This window comes from Rathayibacter sp. AY1B4, assembly GCF_002932815.1.
GTDB lineage: Bacteria > Actinomycetota > Actinomycetes > Actinomycetales > Microbacteriaceae > Rathayibacter.
Genome location: NZ_PSWN01000016.1, coordinates 1 through 16,380 on the forward strand (window position 1 = coordinate 1; position 16,380 = coordinate 16,380).

Here is a 16,380-nt window from a genome sequence, read left to right on the forward strand (position 1 = left end):
GGCGGGGCGTGCCGGGCAGCTCGAGGAGGCGGCAGTCCGGGGCCTCGCCCGCCCAGACCAGGTCGGGCATCAGGGCGACGGCGTGGCCGGAGGCGGCGAGGCGGATCTGCGCCTGCAGGTCGGCGGTCTCGAAGCGGACGTCCGGCTCGAAGCCCGCGACCCGGCAGGTCTGCTCGGCGAAGTGGCGGCTCGCGGTGCCGCGCGGCTCCATCACCCAGGCGGAGTCGCGGGCCGAGGCGAGGTCGACGACGGCGGAGTCGCGGCTCACGGCGAGGCGGATCGCGTCGGACGTCAGGTCGCTGCGAACCAGTCCGGGCAGCCAGGAGGTCGAGTGGCCGGGGTACTGCTCGGCGACGACGAGGTCGAACTCCCGCGCCCACGACGTCTCGTGCAGCGCACCCTCGGGCTCGCGCTGCACCATCTCGACGCGCACCTCGGGGAAGCGGTCGGCGACGGCCCGGAGCGCACCCGGCATGAGCGCGAGCGCGGCCGACTGGAACACCGCGACGCGCACCCGCCCGGTCACCGACTCTCCCGAGGCCGCGAGCGCCGCCTCCGCCCGCTCGAGCAGAGCCATCACCTCGCCGGCCGCCTCGACCAGGATCTCGGCCTGGGGTGTGAGCTGCACGCGCCGGCCCGCCTTCCGCAGCAGCTCGACGCCGGCCTCGCGCTCGAGCACGGCGAGCTGCTGCGAGACGGCCGAGGGACTGTAGGCGAGGGCCTCGGCCGCGGCGGCGAGAGTGCCGCGGATGGCCACCTCGCGGAGCAGGACCAGGCGGCGGACATCGAGCACGGCGTCCCTCCGATCGTTCAGCTGAGCTGACCGGTACCGATAAGGAACGGTCGCTTCTGCTCAACGGTAGTCGGTCGAATACTGAAGGCACCCACCTCAGAGCAGAAGGACCGCACCATGACGGATCTCGCCAGCCCCGCTCTCGCCACCGGCCCCGCGGCCGACGGCCCGTCCGCCGATTCGATCGATCCCCGCCTGGTCGACGAGAGCGTCGCCCTGGTGCGGCGCTGGCTGCGCGAGGCGTCCGCGATCCCGATCGACGCCTCCGGGGCGCAGCTGGCGGGCGTGCTGAAGGACCCGGCCGGCCTGGACTTCACGGTCGGCTTCGTCGACGGCGTCGTCCGACCCGAGGACACCCGCGTCGCGGCGGCGGCGCTGAAGGCGATCGCGGGCGGCGTGCCGTCCTTCCTCCCGGCTCCGATGCGCGGCGCGGTCGCCCTCGGCGGCGTCATGGCGCCGCTCCTCCCGGACGTCGTGGTGCCGATCGCGCGCCGGGTGCTGCGCCGGATGGTCGGCCACCTGATCATCGACGCGACCGACTCCCGCCTGGGCCCGGCCATCGCCGCGATCCGCCGCGACGGCGTCCGGCTCAACATGAACCTGCTCGGCGAGGCCGTCCTCGGCCGCGAGGAGGCCCACCGCCGCCTGGAGGGGACGCACCGGCTCCTCGCCCGCGACGACGTCGACTACGTCTCGATCAAGGTCTCCTCGAGCACCGCCCCGCACAACCCGTGGGCCTTCGACGCCGCGGTCGACGACATCGTCGAGGAGCTGGCGCCGCTGTTCGCCCGGGCCGCCGCCTCCTCGCCGCAGAAGTTCGTCAACCTCGACATGGAGGAGTACAAGGACCTCGACCTCACCATCGCGGTCTTCACCCGCATCCTCGACCGGCCGGAGTTCCTCGGTCTCGAGGCCGGCATCGTGCTGCAGGCCTACCTGCCCGACGCGCTCTCGGCGATGATCCGCCTGCAGGAGTGGAGCGCCGCCCGCCGGGCCCGCGGCGGCGCCGGCATCAAGGTGCGCCTGGTCAAGGGCGCGAACCTGCCGATGGAGCAGGTCGAGGCCTCGGTCCACGGCTGGCCGCTGGCGACCTGGAGCAGCAAGCAGGACTCCGACACGAACTACAAGCGCGTCGTCGACTACGCGCTGCACCCGGAGCGGATCCGCAACGTGCGGGTCGGCGTCGCCGGGCACAACCTCTTCGACGTCGCGTACTCGTGGCTGCTCGCCGGCACCCGCGGCGTCCGCGAGGGGATCGAGTACGAGATGCTCCTCGGCATGGCCCAGGGCCAGGCGGAGGCGGTGCGCCGCACGGTCGGCTCGCTCCTGCTCTACACGCCGGTCGTCGCGCCGGCCGAGTTCGACGTGGCGATCGCCTACCTGATCCGCCGGCTGGAGGAGGGCGCGTCGAGCCAGAACTTCATGTCGGCCGTCTTCGAGCTCGAGGCCGACCCGGCGCTCTTCGCGCGGGAGGAGGAGCGGTTCCGCGCCTCCGTCGCCGCCCTCGACGGGGCCGTCCCCCCGGCGCACCGCGTGCCCGACCGGTTCGCCGCGAGCGGCCGCCCGGGACCGGGCGACTTCCGCAGCACCCCCGACACCGACCCGTCCGTCGCCGCGAACCGCGAGTGGGCGCAGGCGATCCTCGCGCGCGTCCCCTCCTCCCGGGCCGGCGCCGACGCGATCGAGGCCGCCACGATCGGCACCCTCGACGAGCTGGAGTCGGTGCTCTCCGGCGCCCGCGGCAGCGGCTGGAGCGACGTCCCGGCCGAGGAGCGCGCCCGCATCCTGCACCGCGCCGGCGACGAGCTGGAGGCGCGCCGCGCCGAGCTGCTCGAGGTCATGGCGGCCGAGGGCGGCAAGACCCTCGACCAGGGCGACCCCGAGGTCTCGGAGGCCGTGGACTTCGCCCACTACTACGCCGAGCGCGCCCTCGAGCTCGACGCGGTCGACGGCGCCCGCTTCCACCCGGCCGCGCTGACCCTGGTCGCTCCGCCGTGGAACTTCCCGGTCGCGATCCCGGCCGGCGGCGTCCTCGCGGCGCTCGCGGCCGGCTCCGCCGTGGTGCTCAAGCCCGCCGGGCCGACCGCGCGCTGCGGCGCCGTGGTGGCCGAGGCGCTGTGGGCGGCGGGCGTGCCCCGCGAGGCCCTGCGCCTGCTCCGCCTGCCGGAGGAGGAGCTGGGGCGCGACCTGATCGCCTCCCCGCAGGTCGACCGCGTGATCCTCACCGGCGCCTACGAGACGGCGGAGCTGTTCCGCTCCTTCCGGAACGACCTCCCGCTGCTCGCCGAGACGAGCGGCAAGAACGCGATCGTGGTCACCCCCTCGGCCGACCTCGACCTGGCGGTGAAGGACGTGGTGGCGAGCGCCTTCGGGCACGCGGGCCAGAAGTGCTCCGCCGCCTCGCTCGTGGTGCTGGTGGGCTCCGTCGCGCGCTCGAAGCGGTTCCGCGCGCAGCTGCTCGACGCGGTCTCCTCCCTCACGGTCGGCTACCCGACCGACCCCGCGACGCGGATGGGGCCGGTGATCGAACCCGCCGAGGGCAAGCTGCTGCGCGGACTGACCGCGCTCGGCGCCGGTGAGACCTGGCTGCTGCAGCCGCGGAGCCTCGACGACTCCGGACGCCTGTGGAGCCCCGGCGTCCGCGACGGCGTGCGCCGCGGCTCCGAGTTCCACCGCACCGAGTACTTCGGGCCGATCCTCGGGATCATGACGGCGGCGACCCTCGACGAGGCGATCGCGATCGTCAACGAGGTCGACTACGGGCTCACCTCGGGCCTGCACGCGCTCGACCCGGAGGAGATCGGCACCTGGCTCGACGGGATCGAGGCGGGCAACCTCTACGTGAACCGCGGGATCACCGGGGCGATCGTGCAGCGCCAGCCGTTCGGCGGCTGGAAGAAGTCGGCGGTCGGCCCGGGCACCAAGGCGGGCGGGCCGGACTACCTGCTCGGCCTGGGCTCCTCGACCGCGGCGCCGTCGGAGGCGACCGCTCCGGTCGTCGGACCGGCCGCCCGCCTGCTCGCCGCGTCGCGCGCGGAGCTCCCGGCGCAGGAGTACGCCGCGGTGGAGCGGACGGCGCGCAGCTGCGCGGCGGCGTGGGCCGCGGGCGCTCCTCGCGACGTGACGGGGCTGGAGGCGGAGCGGAACGTCTTCCGCCGCCTGCCCTACGACTCCGCCGTGCTGGTGCGCCTGGCCGCCGGGGAGCCGCTGGGCTCGCTCGTGCGGGTGGCCGTCGCGGCGGCGACCGCGCAGGCACGGGTGGTCGTCTCGAGCGCCGTGGCGCTGCCTCCGCAGCTCGCCGCCGGTCTCGACGAGGCGGCCGGCGCCGTCGTGGTCGAGGACGACGCGGCGTGGGAGGCGCGGGTGCGCGCGCACGGCGCCGGACGGGTGCGCCTGCTGGGCGCCTCCGCCGCGACGGTGACGGCCGTGACGGGCGGGCGCCCCGACCTCGCGGTCTACGCCGGCCCGGCGACCGAGGCGGGCCGACTGGAGCTGCTGCCGTTCCTCCGCGAGCAGGCCGTGTCGATCACGGCCCACCGCTTCGGCACGCCGGACCACCTCACGGACGGGCTGCTCTGACCGGCCTGCTCTGACCGGCCTGCTCTGACCGGCCTGCCGCGGTCCGTCACTCCGCGATCCCCCTCCCGCGAGATGCCGCGCGGAAGAGGGCGCGGGAGCGCGCCGCCGTGTACCGGGAGCGCGAGGAGAAGCTCGAGACCGACTGCGTCGCCGCCACCGATCGAGAGGGCGCGCTCCTCGCGGAGCTCGAGGAGGAGATCTTGAAGCTGCGCGCGGCATCGGAGGAGCAGGCCGCGGCCGCTCGGCTCGATGCGGCGAGGGCGATCGAGGGCAGGGACGCCTCCGTCTCCGTGGACGCCGGTCGGTCCAGGGGGCGGTGGTCGACGTCGCGGGCTTCGCTGCTGCGCTGATCTCCTCGGCCATGGTCTCGCGGGACCGCCCGGACATCGTTGCGATTCGGCCGCGGAGGATCGCTTCGGGGAGTACGACACACGCGCCAACGTCGGAGGCGGCGGTCACGATGGTCTTCTTGCAGTGCTCACCTCGGGTCATGCCGACGGAGGCGCTGGCCCCCGTGGTGAACACCGTCGACGTGATGGCGCGTCAGCCTTGCGTCGAATCCGAGACCACTCGATTCGATGATCGAGAGTGTGTCATCTCGTCGAGAGCGGTCTGAAGGGGAGCGAGTGCGCACCGCTCAGGACTACCCGATCGTCAGGTCAGAGTGGTGGGCTGGGGCGTCACCGGGTACGACAGTGGCGGGACGTCGTCCGCGGTCGGGCAGAACGTCGTCGAGCCGAGTTCGACTCGCGTGGTGTTCGGAGCACCGGATACCGCGATGAGCATGGTGGCGGCGCCCGTGGGCACGCAGGAGCCGGTGGTATCCGTGAGGAAGGTGAGATAGGCGTGTCCGCCCGGGTCGACCTCGACTGGTGTTCCCGGGAACTGCTCGCCTGAACTCGCCTGGACAGCGATCGCCGCCTGGGTGCCCTCGGCGTCGAGGAACGTCACCTGCGGAGTGCCCTGCAGCTCGCAGGATCCGCCGCCGGCGTCGGTCAGCTCGACGATCACTGTCACTTCGTCCTGAGTCGTCAGCGTCGAGGTCTCGCTGAGCTCGCAGCTCTCGCCGGTCGGTGGTGTCGTCGTGACCGCACTCGAGCCGCGGACCGGGGTGGAAGCGTCCGGAGCGGAGCTGTGTGAGCTCGACGGGGTGCAGCCCGCGACTCCGAACGCGAGGAGAACAGCGGCGCCGCCGAGGATGAGCGCATTTCTCGTCACTGCGGGCCTCGATTGTCCACGCGGCACTCCTTCGATCATCCGGCGCGACGTGCGGCTCGTGGCCCTCAGGACGCTCTCGTCGCGACTCTTCGAGCGCCTCGTCACAGTGTGCGCGCGGAGAGGGCGGCAGGGGAAGAGAGACGCCGGTACCGACAGGTCTGCGTGGGGGCTGGGACTTCATGTGGTTGAGGATCGGCGTCGGCGACGTCACTGCCCTTCGAGCCGGGAGCACTGAGGTGACCACCGACTTCACGCACCACGACGCCCTGGCGATGTTCTGGATGGTGGGCACGGCGAGTCCAATTCATGATGGGTCATCTCAACCCACCCGGGATGCTCCGACAGACCCTCCCCTGGCTTTGCACGCGTCTCCCATAATCCGCGTTATGTCAGTTCGGATGGGCGCAACTTCGTGTCGAAGCACTACGCGGCGTCATCCGTCCTTGCCGAGTTCCGCTTTGGTCGAGCGAACGTGTCGAGCGGCATGGTTGACGGCTCGTTAGGTACGTTCGACGTCGAGGAGGACGCTTCCGACCGTGTCGGAAGCACGAACGGAACATGAATCAAGCGCAAGAGAGCCCCGCGGTCAGCCCGCTCACGCCGGAAGACATCGTTCCTGACGAACCCCTACAGGGCGTCGGCCGCGCTGCCATCTCTGCGGAACAAGACCTCCTTCATCATCGAGTAATTGCCCGGAGAATTGCCGAGTTGGCTGTATCGGCATCCGGCAAGGTCAACGTCGCATTGTTCGGCCCGTGGGGATCTGGCAAAAGCTCTTTCAATGCACTGCTCAAGGAAGAGCTCGCAGCCGTAGACAGAAGCGTCGGCCATATCACGTTTGATGCTTGGAAAAACTCCGGAGAAGGATTTCGGGCAAACTTCCTGAGCGAACTCGCTCGACAAATTTCCCCAAAGAACGACCATATCCCTGATCAGCTTTTCCAAGGGACCACAAAGGTTAGCTTCCCCCTAGGCGCTACCTACGTATCAACAAAAACGCGACGAATAGCGACCAGTATTTTACTGCCCTTAGCCCTTCTCCTCTTATTTCTAGGAGGTCCCCTACTATGGGCATTAGCAGCTAATGCGGTCGAACCGTCGAAGAGTTTTGTCGGGCTGTGGTGGCAAAACATTCAGGGGTGGAGTGCATTTGGAGTCAGCTCCACCTTGATTGTTGTAGTTCTCGCAGGACTAATCGAATTGTCCAAGGTGACTGTCTCTCAGTCGATGCCTTCTCACGTTGCCCAGTTCAGCAAATTGTTCGATCAACTCCTCGCGGCAGGACAAAGCAAACGCTATGTTGTCTTTATTGATGAACTCGACCGTTGCTCACCCGATGATGTAGTGAAGACTCTTGAGGGCCTGCGCACGTTCCTCGGCGACAAGCGATGTGTATTCGTAGTGGCTTTCGACCGCGAAGCTGTCGCAGAAACTATCTCGAAACATCTTCGCCACGAAGTACCGCATGGTCCTGCCGCGCCGTACTACGGCACGAGCGGCGAGTATCTGGATAAAATCTTCCAATTCCAGCTCTCCCTCCCACCTCAGGCCGCTCACACCTTCCGCCGATACGCACTTTCGCTCGTCTCCGCCAAGGGCGGTGTCTGGGCCGAACTTGGCGCATATAGAGAAAACTTGCTAGAGCGAGTCGTCACAGTACTCGCCCCAATGCACCTAGCCAGCCCACGCCGCACGAAAGTCTTACTCAATGAATTTGCCGTAACCGCGCGCATTTATCAAAGTTTAGGATTTGAATGGGTTCAGTTTGCCGAGGAGATAGCGATCCTAGCAGTGCTCCGAACCGAATTCCCTCATCTTATGACCGATGTCGAGCGGACGCCCGCATTGATGCGGTTTCTTTACCGCAACGAATCTTCTACCCGTCCAGAAGTAGCCAAGCTTCTCGCCAAGTATTCCGAGCCTGACCCCGAGGACGAGGATGCTTCGGAGCCTACGCAGCTCGACCGCGTGATCGCGAACACCGACACCGACGCCGTATCGGACCAGCTGCTTGTAAACCTACACCGCTATCTACGCCGACTGCGTGAACTGCGCGCGCCCGAACCGCGAGCTGAACTCATCATGATGCACTCGGGGGGCGCGCTAGTGCACTTCGAGGACCCGGCGGTCTATGACGCGGTGCTTCTCGCTCCCGACGCATCTCGTCGTGATGTAGTTGCAGAACTTGCCGCAGCCTCAGAGAGCGACCGGTCTCAAGCGATTCAACACATTCTGGAACAAGCGGAAAGAGAGTCCGCTCAAATCGCAGAGCATCTCAGAATTTTAGCCGGCGACCTAAGCTCGGTCCTGACCGTCGTCCCTGTGCCCTTATCCGATGCACTCCGTGCCGCCGTGACATCCGGTTTTGACGGCCACAGTGAAGACAGCTTGCGTGGCTACGCGGGCGCTATCTCTGTTGCATTCACTATTCCTAGCGCGACAGAGCTGCTGGATGCAGCGGAGCGCTCGCAGGGATCAGCAGGGAGCCTTGTGGTTCGATTTGTCGAAACTCTTACAGAGAACGACTGGCATGTCGCGCAAGCTCTCTTGACGTCGAAGGCTCTTCGCGTGGTTTTGACGGAGCCAGAAGTGCTCGAGACAGTTCTGCGCAGGGTTGAAGTGGCAGCCGAAAGTTCGCTTAGTGCCTCGGACCTGGCAATACTCACCGCTGAGCTTTCTGTTTCGAAGCCGGCAGAGGTCACACCTGAGTCCGCAACGGTTGCCGCGCGTCAGGCCGCTAACGAGGAAAACGAAGCCGCAACCGAAGCGTTTGAAGCGGCTGTCGCCGAGACGCGGGAAGCAACCACACGCGTGCTGCTGGTCTGGGACCACCTCCAGCCAGCCTCAGGGTTACGCCGCGATCTATTGCGAGTGCTTCGCAATGTTAGGGACGATTCACAGTGGCATCTGGACCAACACGACGCCCTCGTGACCCAGGTACGAGACGGTGGAGACATGTCTACTGCTAACCAATACCTGCTAGACGCAATCGCGGAACACCCTGAATGGGCAGCCGGTCGTTGGCGAAAGATGCTAACTATGAAGGCTCCTGTCAAGGCGATCGACAAAAGCAACGCACTGCGGGCGGTCGTCCACCGTGCCACGAACGCCACCAGAATTCTCGTGAGCGAGAATGGCGCCACTAACTCGCTGAGCATCGCCAACTTGATCTCTCCACCTATTTCAGCGGCCCCTTTGGTAGAAATGGTCCGTGAGGACTTAGACAAGGAATGGGAGGAGTACAGCGATAATCGTTTTGAATACCAGTGGACGCTTCTCGCTGCGCTCGATGCGATAGAGGATTCAACTTTGAGCACTCTCGAGCTACGTGCGCATCTGGTCGTCGATGCAGTCGGCACTGCGGCCGAAGACGGAGCATCGGTTGATGCAATCGTGCGCGCGGTGGGCACGGTTTCCGATGAGCAGTGCGTTTCTATCGCCAACATCCTTCAGAGTTCAAACCTGTGGGAGGAAGACGACTCCTTTGCTTCGCAACAGGTCCTTCTCACCACTCAACTTCGAATGTTGTCATTTGGAATTTCTGTCCATCCTCTCCCCAGTAGTGCCCTTGGGTTGATTACTGACGTTGAACAACGTGCGTCTCTCGGTCAACTATGGCTCCAGACCGCGCCGGCCGCACAGGAGATCGAGAAGGTTTTGGCAGACGTCACCTTCTCGAATAGCGCATGGGGTGTCTATAGCCGTAGGTCAACGATCGGTGAGCGCGCGAAGCTTTGGGAAGCGCTTTGGGCGGCGAATGCATCTCCTGCCGCCCTCCGCGCCCTAAGCTCTGCCGGGATGCCCTCCGACATCTACGAGAAAGCAGCCGGCCCTGTGACGGATGCGCAAAATACGAAGGCGCGCCGCATGGCTTTGGATGTGTTCCTGACGTTGCCACCCGGTGTTGCAGGTACCGCCACAGCCCGTGAACTGATCAAAGTGATGAGTACTGAAGCTAAGTTGACGCAGGTGCCCCTCGGTGTCGATTTACTTCGCGCCTACGCCCCATTTTGGCCAGTATCCACTCGAAGTGGCCTGCGGGGCCGGCTCACACCTTGGATGGAAGCCGGCAAGAACTACACCACTAAATCTAACTTGAACTGGCTGATGCAGGAGGGCTTCATCTCGAAGAAGTCCTCGCTCTTCGAGAAACTTCTTGGTATTTGATATCGCTCACCTCCGCGGTTGTGCGAGAGTACTCTAGACGCATAATTCCGTTGTCATAGAATCCCCTGCGATTGGCGGCTTCGCGCGCGAGGAGGACGGGTGCGGCCGCTCCCCGCGTGAGGCATGTGCCGGCCACCATGAGCGGATCGGTCACGCTTAGTGCAGGGAGCGAGAGCATAGCGAACCCGATGAGTGCGCCAAGGATGTTGCGCTTGGAGCCGATGCGGTCGGAGAGAATCGGAAATTGACTTGAGGATCACCCCGTCTACGTCATAGAGCGCGAGCAGTATGTGGATACGTAGGAGAGTGAATCCCATGTCCTCGCCCGTCGTGCCTGATCCTGCCGCAACGATGTGTGCCGGAGGGCGTCACCAAGCTGGCCGCGTAGAGCGGCGCCACTTGGGGAGCATCGGTGGGCCTGGTAGGAGTGCTCGGTCGTAGCGAGACCGACGACACTCGCCATAATCCGGCTAGCACCGCTGGCGACGGGGCGGAGCCGATACTAGGTCCTCGGCGAGTCGCGCTCGCGAACGTGCCTCTGAGCTGCGCCCTTCGCGGCGCTTCCGCATGTTGAACAGCCGACGAGTGCAGGTGGTCACATGTTCAAACATGAGAATTTGTTCGATAATGATACTTTTGTTAGCTTGGTCGCATGGGCGCTGTTCGACGGGCCTCGAGGTTCTGGTCGCACACGAGCCTCGGAAGTCGTCGAAGTCCCGCCTTGTTACGCGTCGGGTGCGAGCCCGAGCTGCTTGAAGATGCCGAGCTCGTCGCTGCTCCCCCAGCGCTCGGCGAGCTTGCCGTCGACAAAGGTGCTGATCTGCATGCCGCGGATCTTCACGGACTTGCCCGTCGGTGCGTGGCCCTGGAACACGCCGGTCTGCGTCCCGGTCAGCGTGTAGGCGAACGCGACGCTGTCGTCGTCGGCGACGAGCTTCTCGACCTCGAGCGCCATGTCGGGGAACGCGGTCCGCAGGTCGCTGAAGAACGCGGCGTACCCCTCCGGACCCGGTGCCTGGCCGGGCGCCGGGTCGTGGTCGACCGAGTCTAATGCGACGAGGTCGTCGAACGCGGCGAAGTCGCCGGCGTTCACCGCCTCGCCGAAAGCCTGCTGGGAGGCGATGTTCTGCTTGCTAGTCATGTGCTGTCGCCTTGCCTGCACCGGTCCGGTGCCTCGAGGAGTGGTGCGGGTCGTCAGCGACGGTACGCAGGTGCGTCAGGGCGGTACAGGGCTTGCGATTCCCCCAGGCGCTTCCCGCCATCGCTCCTATAACTGAGATTATGTCCGTTTGCAGTGCGGTCACACGCAAGAGCCTCGGCTCGAAGCTCGTTCGCTCGCCGACGACAGAAAGGCGGAACGTAGCCTGATGAGTTCGAAGCCAGAGTTTCTAACGGAGGGCTTCGCCGCTGCGCGCAAGGCCAGCCTCGACCGCTGAAGCCAGGTCCGGCGCGTGGATGCCAATAGAATTGGGCTCTCGCGAGACCCGCCAGCTGCCGCCAAGCCGACGAACCCACACCGTGTCTTGCCAAGTTCCATCAAAGAATCGCTGAACCACGAAGAGATCGTGATTTGAGTGGTGCACCTGAATAGTGCGACCTTCGCGATCGACCTCTATTGATTTTCCGTGAGGGATCGTGAACCAGTCGAACATGTCAAAATCCTACAGCGACCTCGGCGAAGCCGCACCACGATCAGCCAACGGGAGAGTACAACTCGTTCGGGTGGAGCATGCTGCGATACTCGACCTCATGACGGACGACGTATGGCCCCAGGTGGTGACCGGGGCGTTCACCTCGTCTGCAGCGTTGCTCGGATTCTTTCTCGCGGGCCTGAACGAAGCTCGCCGCGATGGAAGATCAGCGGTCCGGGAGAGGTCGGCGCGCGCGGAAGAGCGCCGTTCGGCCGCGCTCCAGAATCAGCATCAGTTTCAGCTTGACACCCTCCTCGCGTTGCAGGACGCCGTTCAGCGCATGGCGCGTCTTGCTGGACGCACGATGCACTTCGACCACATGGAGGCAAGGGAAGGCCGATATTCTCTGCTCCCCTCTGAGTACGACGCTGACATGACGACGAACGACTTGGACGTCATCAGGCTGCGGAATCGTCTGCTAGATGACGAGCTACGCGGTGCCGTCGAGAAATTTGCCTCCGCCGCCGCCGCGGCAACCAGGCCCCCGGTCTTCTACCGAGGGCTGGACGAAGGCGAGCGTGAGCGAAAAGCGAGCGACCTCATTCAAGATTTTGAGAGCGACTACAAGCTGGTAATGGATCAACTCGGTCAGACGCTACGTGCCGAACTCGCCTGGGTTCCGACCTACCCTGGGCACTGATCGCTCGAACGAGCGCGTCCCCCCGGGCCAGCGAGTCGACGTCCTCGCCGAGCTCACTGACCCTCTCCCCCGCCCTCCTCGATGTCGCCACCGTTCAGGTCAGAGAGCAGTAGGACGCTTGGCGGAGGCTCTGACGAGGCTCAACCGTCGCCGCGGTGCTTGTCGGTCTCGTCGTTGACCTCCGAGTAGGCGTGCAGCTCGGCCCAGAGCCCGGCGACGTCGTGGTGTCCGGCCTCGGTGAGGAGGTCGATGATGGGCGTTGCGCGGGCGCAGGTGAGCGTCGGGGCGATCGCTTCCGCGACGGCCGGGTCGGAGAGCGCCGAAACGTAGGCCTCGACAGCAGCCTTGTACGCGACGGCCGCGTCGGGCGAGGTGGGCTGCTCGACGAGCGCGTCTTCGGAAATCGGGGTCGTAGTCATGATGAATCCTCTCATTGCGGGCGTGATGGCGGCGGATTCGAGTGGGTGGCGGCGGTCTTGTTCTGACCTTCCCCCTCGTTTTTTGCCGTGATTCTCAATCAGGTTTGTCAAGCCAGCGGGGGTGGTCTGGCTCGCCTGTTCTTCCTTCTCTCCCAGCGTTTTTTTGCCTGGAAGGCACGTAGTGCCGAGCAGAGGCGGAGGCGGGAGCGCAACCCGGAGGGCGGCGGAGGAGAGGTTGTCGGCGCGATGTGAGGGAGCGCAGCGACCGCGTGGCGGGAACCTCGGAGGAGCCGGCCGCGCAGCGGCTTGCGTGGACGCCGCAGGCCCGTACGCTGCCGAAGGCTTCCAGGCAAAAATGCGCGCAGCGCACACCACAGCGCCGACCGAGGTCGGCGTCTGCTTGCTCGCGGAGACTTCCGCCGAGGGGGTTCGATCGGCCAGAGGACGAGCCTCTACTGGGAGGCTGTCTGCTCTTGAGCAGGAGCGCGCCGAGTGGCGTCCGCCTCGTGGCGATACAGCGAAGCCCGATCCCACCTGACGAGGTGGCCCGGATCCTCAGCAGTACGGCCGCGGGTACCGTTCCCTGGCGGTCTGCGTGCTCGTTCGCCTCGGTCTGCGCGGGGATGGAGAGCAGCGCGCTGCCTCGGGCCTTCACGCGAAGGAGCGCGCAACGGATCGTCGCTCTCGCTGAAGCCGCCCGCCGCGCGGATGCTCTCCCAGCGATCTTCTCGCCTCGTTGAACGTCCGCGACTGCTGTGTCGTGTCCTCGGTGGGACCACCTCGGCCCCCGCACTACAGGAGGCATCATGCTCAAGCGAATCGCGACCACTGTGACCACTGCGGCGTTCGCCGCCGTCCTTCTCGCCGGATGCTCGACGGCCGCCGGCTCGGCCGCCTCGTCGGAAGCGCCGGCCGACAGCCCTTCCGCCACCGCCTCCGCCTCCGCTGAGACGGCGGCTCTCACGACGGCGTCCTCGCCGCTGGGCGAGATCATCACGGACGAGGCCGGCTACACCGTCTACACGTTCACGAAGGACACGCAGAACTCGGGCAGCAGCAGCTGCTACGACGAGTGCGCCACGACCTGGCCGGCCGTGTCGGCGTCCAGCACGACCGCCGCGGATGGGATCACCGCAGAGGTCGGCTCGATCACGCGCACCGACGGGACGACCCAGCTGACCGTCGACGGATGGCCGGTCTACCGGTTCGCGAAGGACACCGCACCGGGCCAGGTCAACGGGCAGGGTGTGAAGGACGCCTGGTACGTCCTCCTCCCTGACGGCACGACGAACAAGGAAGCTGCGGGCATGAGCACCTCCACCCCGGCGTCCTGATGCGCCGGCGACCCGTCCCCGCGCGCAGCGAAGCGCATCGCCCGGACGGGTCGCCGGTTCTCGACAGGCAAAGACCGGAAGGGATGACCCGCAGTGATCGGAGCAACCGAGATGACGGAGTGCGCCGTGGCGCTTCGAGGCGGTGAGCACTGTGCCCCGCCCCGTCGATGAGCTCCTGGCGGCGCTATACGAGAGTCACGGCCCGGCGCTGCGGCGCTTCGTGCAGAACCTCACTCGGAACGCGGCGCTGACGGAGGACGTCGTGCAGGAGACGATGGTCCGGGCCTGGCAGCGCCCGCAGGTCCTCGAACGCGACGCCGACGCCGCTCGCGCGTGGCTGTTCACCGTCGCCCGCAACCTCGTCATCGACGACGCCCGCTCCGCTCGGAGCCGACGCGAAGTGCCGGCGAAGGACGAGGACGGCGGCGGCGCCGTCCCCGATCACACCGACGCAGTCCTGGACAGCATCCTCGTCGCCGACGCTCTCGCATCGCTGTCGGTGGAGCATCGTCGGATCGTGGTGGACGCGTACTTCCTCGGACACACCGTCCCCGAGATCGCCCGCCGGCACTCCATCCCCGAGGGAACAGCGAAATCTCGATTGCACTACGGACTGCGCGGACTGCGACTGGCTCTGCAGGAAAGGGGCGTCACCCGATGAACGACCACCACGGAAGCTCTGCGACGGAGGACGAGTACCGCGACTGGGACGCGTCCTACGTCCTCGGCGCTCTCCCCGCGGATCAGCGACTCGAGTACGAGCAGCACCTCAGCGGCTGCGCGGCCTGCCGCGCGGCCGTGGCAGAGCTGGCAGGACTGCCCGGCATCGTCGGTCGGCTCTCCGTCGAGGATGCTCTCGCCATCAGCGCATCGGACGACGGCGAGGACGCGCCGCCCTCCCCGGTGACGCTGCCCGCCATCGCTCACCGTGTCCGGACGCGCCGACGTCGGCGCCAGCTGGTGACGTCCCTCGCCGTCGCGGCCGCCGTCACCGCCTCCGTCTTCGGAGGCGTCGCTCTCGGCACGGGCATCGCGGGTGCTCCCGTGGCGAGCGAGGCGACCCTCGAACCGATGGACCCGATCGCGGACGATCCCGCTCTCGCTGCGGACATCCAGGTCGAGGGGAAGCCGTGGGGCACCCGGCTGGAGTGGAGCTGCACCTACAGTGGTGATGCGCCCGCCGACGCGGAGTACGAACTCGTGATCACCCGCACAGACGGCAGCACGATCACCGTCGCCACCTGGACGGCGGCCGGGCAGCGCGCCGTCGACCTGGCGGCGTCCACGGGCATCGCCCGGTCGGAGATCACCGGTGTCGACATCAGGGTCCGCGGCACGAACTCCCCCCTCGTCCGCACCGACACCTGAGACACCGCCCACCCGCAGGAGACACCGGCACTGCCCGCGGTGCCGCGGACACAGGACAGGAGCAGACCATGAGCACCGAGACCACACCGCTGCACATCACCCGCGAGGGCCCGAGAAGCTTCATCGGCCGCAACGCGCGAGGAGCCGAGGTCCGCATCGGCGGGTCGGACGCCGACGGCGTGTTCTCGCCCGGCGAGCTGCTGCACCTCGCCCTCGCCGCCTGCGGCATGCTCTCCTCGGACCACCTCCTCGCCAGCCGACTCGGAGCCGACTTCGAAGCGACCACCGACATCACCGCGACCAAGCCCGAGGGTGAGGACCGCTACGACTCCATCACCGCCGTGATCCGCGCCGACCTGTCGGCGCTCGATCCCGAGCGGATCGCCTCACTGTCCGAACGCACCCACCGGGCCGTGGATCGCCAGTGCACCGTCGGCCACACGCTCGAGCACGGCGCGGCGTACACCGTCGACGTCGTGGACGACCCGGCCGCTCCCGTCAGCGGTCCGAGGACGGGGACCGTCTGAGATCAGCGCCTCATCGGTCACGACGACCGGTGCCGACCGAGCCGCGGACGTCTCCCTTCAGTGCCGTCAGTCTGCGATTCGCCGACCGGATCCGAGACGATTCGCGAGGCGGAGCGCGTTCACGGAGCGGAGGTGCTGGTCGGCGCGGTGACGTCCGTTGGCCGGTGAGGGGTGCGGTGCCGCGAGTACGGGGACGACACGGGGATCATCGTGCAGGGTCAGATAGCGCATGACCCCGTCGAGCGCCACGGTCCCGTAGGTGACGACGGCGCCGAGCGCGGGCAGCAGCTCCAGCAGCTCACCGAGCGCGAGCCGACCCTCCTCGATGTCCGCGGGGCGGACGCGGCCAGGGATCTCCCACGGGATGAGGTTCCATCGGAGGTAGTGGTCGCGGGAGAGTCCGGACTCGATTCGGGCCGCCCGGAACGCGGCGGCGGTGGGCCCGAGGTTGTCCTCGCTGCAGACGGCAGCGGATCCCGCGGCGATCGTCCGAGGGCCGGGTGACTGCATCAGCACCAGGACGCGACTGGCGGTGCCGCCGGAGCAGGGATCGAAGCCCGGAACGAAGCGTCCGGTCGCGTCCGCGGTACTCCGCCAGGTCTCGGCGAGGGCGTTCAGGCTTCGGACATCCACGATGGTCCTCG

General features: G+C 67.0%; 14 protein-coding genes. 8 read left to right on the forward strand and 6 right to left on the reverse strand.

Going from position 1 to position 16,380, the window contains the following annotated elements; all coding sequences use genetic code 11:
• Positions 1–793 (reverse strand): LysR family transcriptional regulator (locus tag C5D66_RS11330; protein WP_104256075.1); only part of this gene is annotated, 793 nt, incomplete at its 3' end.
• 117 nt (positions 794–910) lie between these two features.
• Between C5D66_RS11330 and C5D66_RS11335 the strand changes: the two genes are divergently transcribed.
• On the forward strand, positions 911–4,372 hold the full coding sequence (locus C5D66_RS11335) for a bifunctional proline dehydrogenase/L-glutamate gamma-semialdehyde dehydrogenase (protein ID WP_104256076.1): 3,462 nt from the start codon (positions 911–913) through the stop codon (positions 4,370–4,372).
• A 107-nt stretch (positions 4,373–4,479) separates the two neighbouring features.
• On the forward strand, positions 4,480–4,722 hold the full coding sequence (locus C5D66_RS11340; RefSeq protein WP_104256077.1) for a hypothetical protein: 243 nt from the start codon (positions 4,480–4,482) through the stop codon (positions 4,720–4,722).
• A 304-nt stretch (positions 4,723–5,026) separates the two neighbouring features.
• Here the strand turns inward: C5D66_RS11340 and C5D66_RS11350 are convergent, their stop codons facing one another.
• Positions 5,027–5,590 (reverse strand): DUF4232 domain-containing protein, encoded by a 564-nt coding sequence (locus C5D66_RS11350; RefSeq protein WP_181028850.1) that lies wholly within the window; start codon positions 5,588–5,590, stop codon positions 5,027–5,029.
• Positions 5,591–6,148: 558 nt separating this feature from the next.
• Here C5D66_RS11350 and C5D66_RS11355 point away from each other — a divergent pair.
• Positions 6,149–9,757: a P-loop NTPase fold protein gene (locus tag C5D66_RS11355; protein ID WP_104256103.1), complete on the forward strand. Its 3,609-nt coding sequence runs from the start codon at positions 6,149–6,151 to the stop codon at positions 9,755–9,757.
• 724 nt (positions 9,758–10,481) lie between these two features.
• Here C5D66_RS11355 and C5D66_RS11360 read toward each other — a convergent pair.
• Both C5D66_RS11360 and C5D66_RS16820 read right to left on the reverse strand, forming a co-directional pair.
• Positions 10,482–10,898 carry an ester cyclase gene (locus tag C5D66_RS11360; protein WP_104256080.1) on the reverse strand — a complete coding sequence of 139 codons (417 nt, stop codon included), beginning with the start codon at positions 10,896–10,898 and terminating at the stop codon, positions 10,482–10,484.
• Between the two features lie 247 nt (positions 10,899–11,145).
• Positions 11,146–11,409, reverse strand: coding sequence for a hypothetical protein (locus C5D66_RS16820; protein ID WP_146079353.1), 264 nt, complete (start codon positions 11,407–11,409; stop codon positions 11,146–11,148).
• Here C5D66_RS16820 and C5D66_RS11365 point away from each other — a divergent pair.
• On the forward strand, positions 11,408–12,088 hold the full coding sequence (locus C5D66_RS11365) for a hypothetical protein (RefSeq protein ID WP_146083183.1): 681 nt from the start codon (positions 11,408–11,410) through the stop codon (positions 12,086–12,088). The genes C5D66_RS16820 and C5D66_RS11365 overlap by 2 nt on opposite strands.
• Before the next feature lie 140 nt (positions 12,089–12,228).
• On the opposite strand, the gene C5D66_RS11370 is transcribed toward C5D66_RS11365, so the two are convergent.
• On the reverse strand, positions 12,229–12,507 hold the full coding sequence (locus C5D66_RS11370) for a hypothetical protein (protein ID WP_104256082.1): 279 nt from the start codon (positions 12,505–12,507) through the stop codon (positions 12,229–12,231).
• A gap of 806 nt (positions 12,508–13,313) precedes the next feature.
• Here C5D66_RS11370 and C5D66_RS11375 point away from each other — a divergent pair.
• The 4 genes from C5D66_RS11375 (at position 13,314) to C5D66_RS11390 (ending at position 15,736) form a co-directional block, all read left to right on the forward strand.
• Complete coding sequence (locus C5D66_RS11375) at positions 13,314–13,841, forward strand: hypothetical protein (protein ID WP_055794425.1); 528 nt, start codon at positions 13,314–13,316, stop codon at positions 13,839–13,841.
• Positions 13,842–13,992: 151 nt separating this feature from the next.
• Complete coding sequence (locus C5D66_RS11380; protein ID WP_055794427.1) at positions 13,993–14,502, forward strand: sigma-70 family RNA polymerase sigma factor; 510 nt, start codon at positions 13,993–13,995, stop codon at positions 14,500–14,502.
• A complete protein-coding gene (locus C5D66_RS11385; RefSeq protein WP_104256083.1) occupies positions 14,499–15,209 on the forward strand; it encodes an anti-sigma factor in 711 nt (236 codons plus the stop codon). The genes C5D66_RS11380 and C5D66_RS11385 overlap by 4 nt, the downstream gene beginning before the upstream one ends.
• A 68-nt stretch (positions 15,210–15,277) precedes the next feature.
• The gene (locus C5D66_RS11390) at positions 15,278–15,736 is read left to right on the forward strand and encodes an OsmC family protein (RefSeq protein ID WP_055794432.1); all 459 of its coding nucleotides are present in this window, start codon (positions 15,278–15,280) and stop codon (positions 15,734–15,736) included.
• Between the two features lie 66 nt (positions 15,737–15,802).
• On the opposite strand, the gene C5D66_RS11395 is transcribed toward C5D66_RS11390, so the two are convergent.
• Positions 15,803–16,369, reverse strand: coding sequence for a uracil-DNA glycosylase family protein (locus tag C5D66_RS11395; RefSeq protein WP_235576811.1), 567 nt, complete (start codon positions 16,367–16,369; stop codon positions 15,803–15,805).
• Positions 16,370–16,380: the final 11 nt, after the last annotated feature.

Coding starts and splice junctions, on each gene's coding strand:
- C5D66_RS11335 (WP_104256076.1), top strand. CDS start 911: ATGACGGATCTCGCCAGCCCCGCTCTCGCCACCGGCCCCGCGGCCGAC.
- C5D66_RS11355 (WP_104256103.1), top strand. CDS start 6,149: ATGAATCAAGCGCAAGAGAGCCCCGCGGTCAGCCCGCTCACGCCGGAA.
- C5D66_RS11360 (WP_104256080.1), bottom strand. CDS start 10,898: ATGACTAGCAAGCAGAACATCGCCTCCCAGCAGGCTTTCGGCGAGGCG.
- C5D66_RS11365 (WP_146083183.1), top strand. CDS start 11,408: ATGTCAAAATCCTACAGCGACCTCGGCGAAGCCGCACCACGATCAGCC.
- C5D66_RS16820 (WP_146079353.1), bottom strand. CDS start 11,409: ATGTTCGACTGGTTCACGATCCCTCACGGAAAATCAATAGAGGTCGAT.
- C5D66_RS11370 (WP_104256082.1), bottom strand. CDS start 12,507: ATGACTACGACCCCGATTTCCGAAGACGCGCTCGTCGAGCAGCCCACC.
- C5D66_RS11375 (WP_055794425.1), top strand. CDS start 13,314: ATGCTCAAGCGAATCGCGACCACTGTGACCACTGCGGCGTTCGCCGCC.
- C5D66_RS11385 (WP_104256083.1), top strand. CDS start 14,499: ATGAACGACCACCACGGAAGCTCTGCGACGGAGGACGAGTACCGCGAC.
- C5D66_RS11390 (WP_055794432.1), top strand. CDS start 15,278: ATGAGCACCGAGACCACACCGCTGCACATCACCCGCGAGGGCCCGAGA.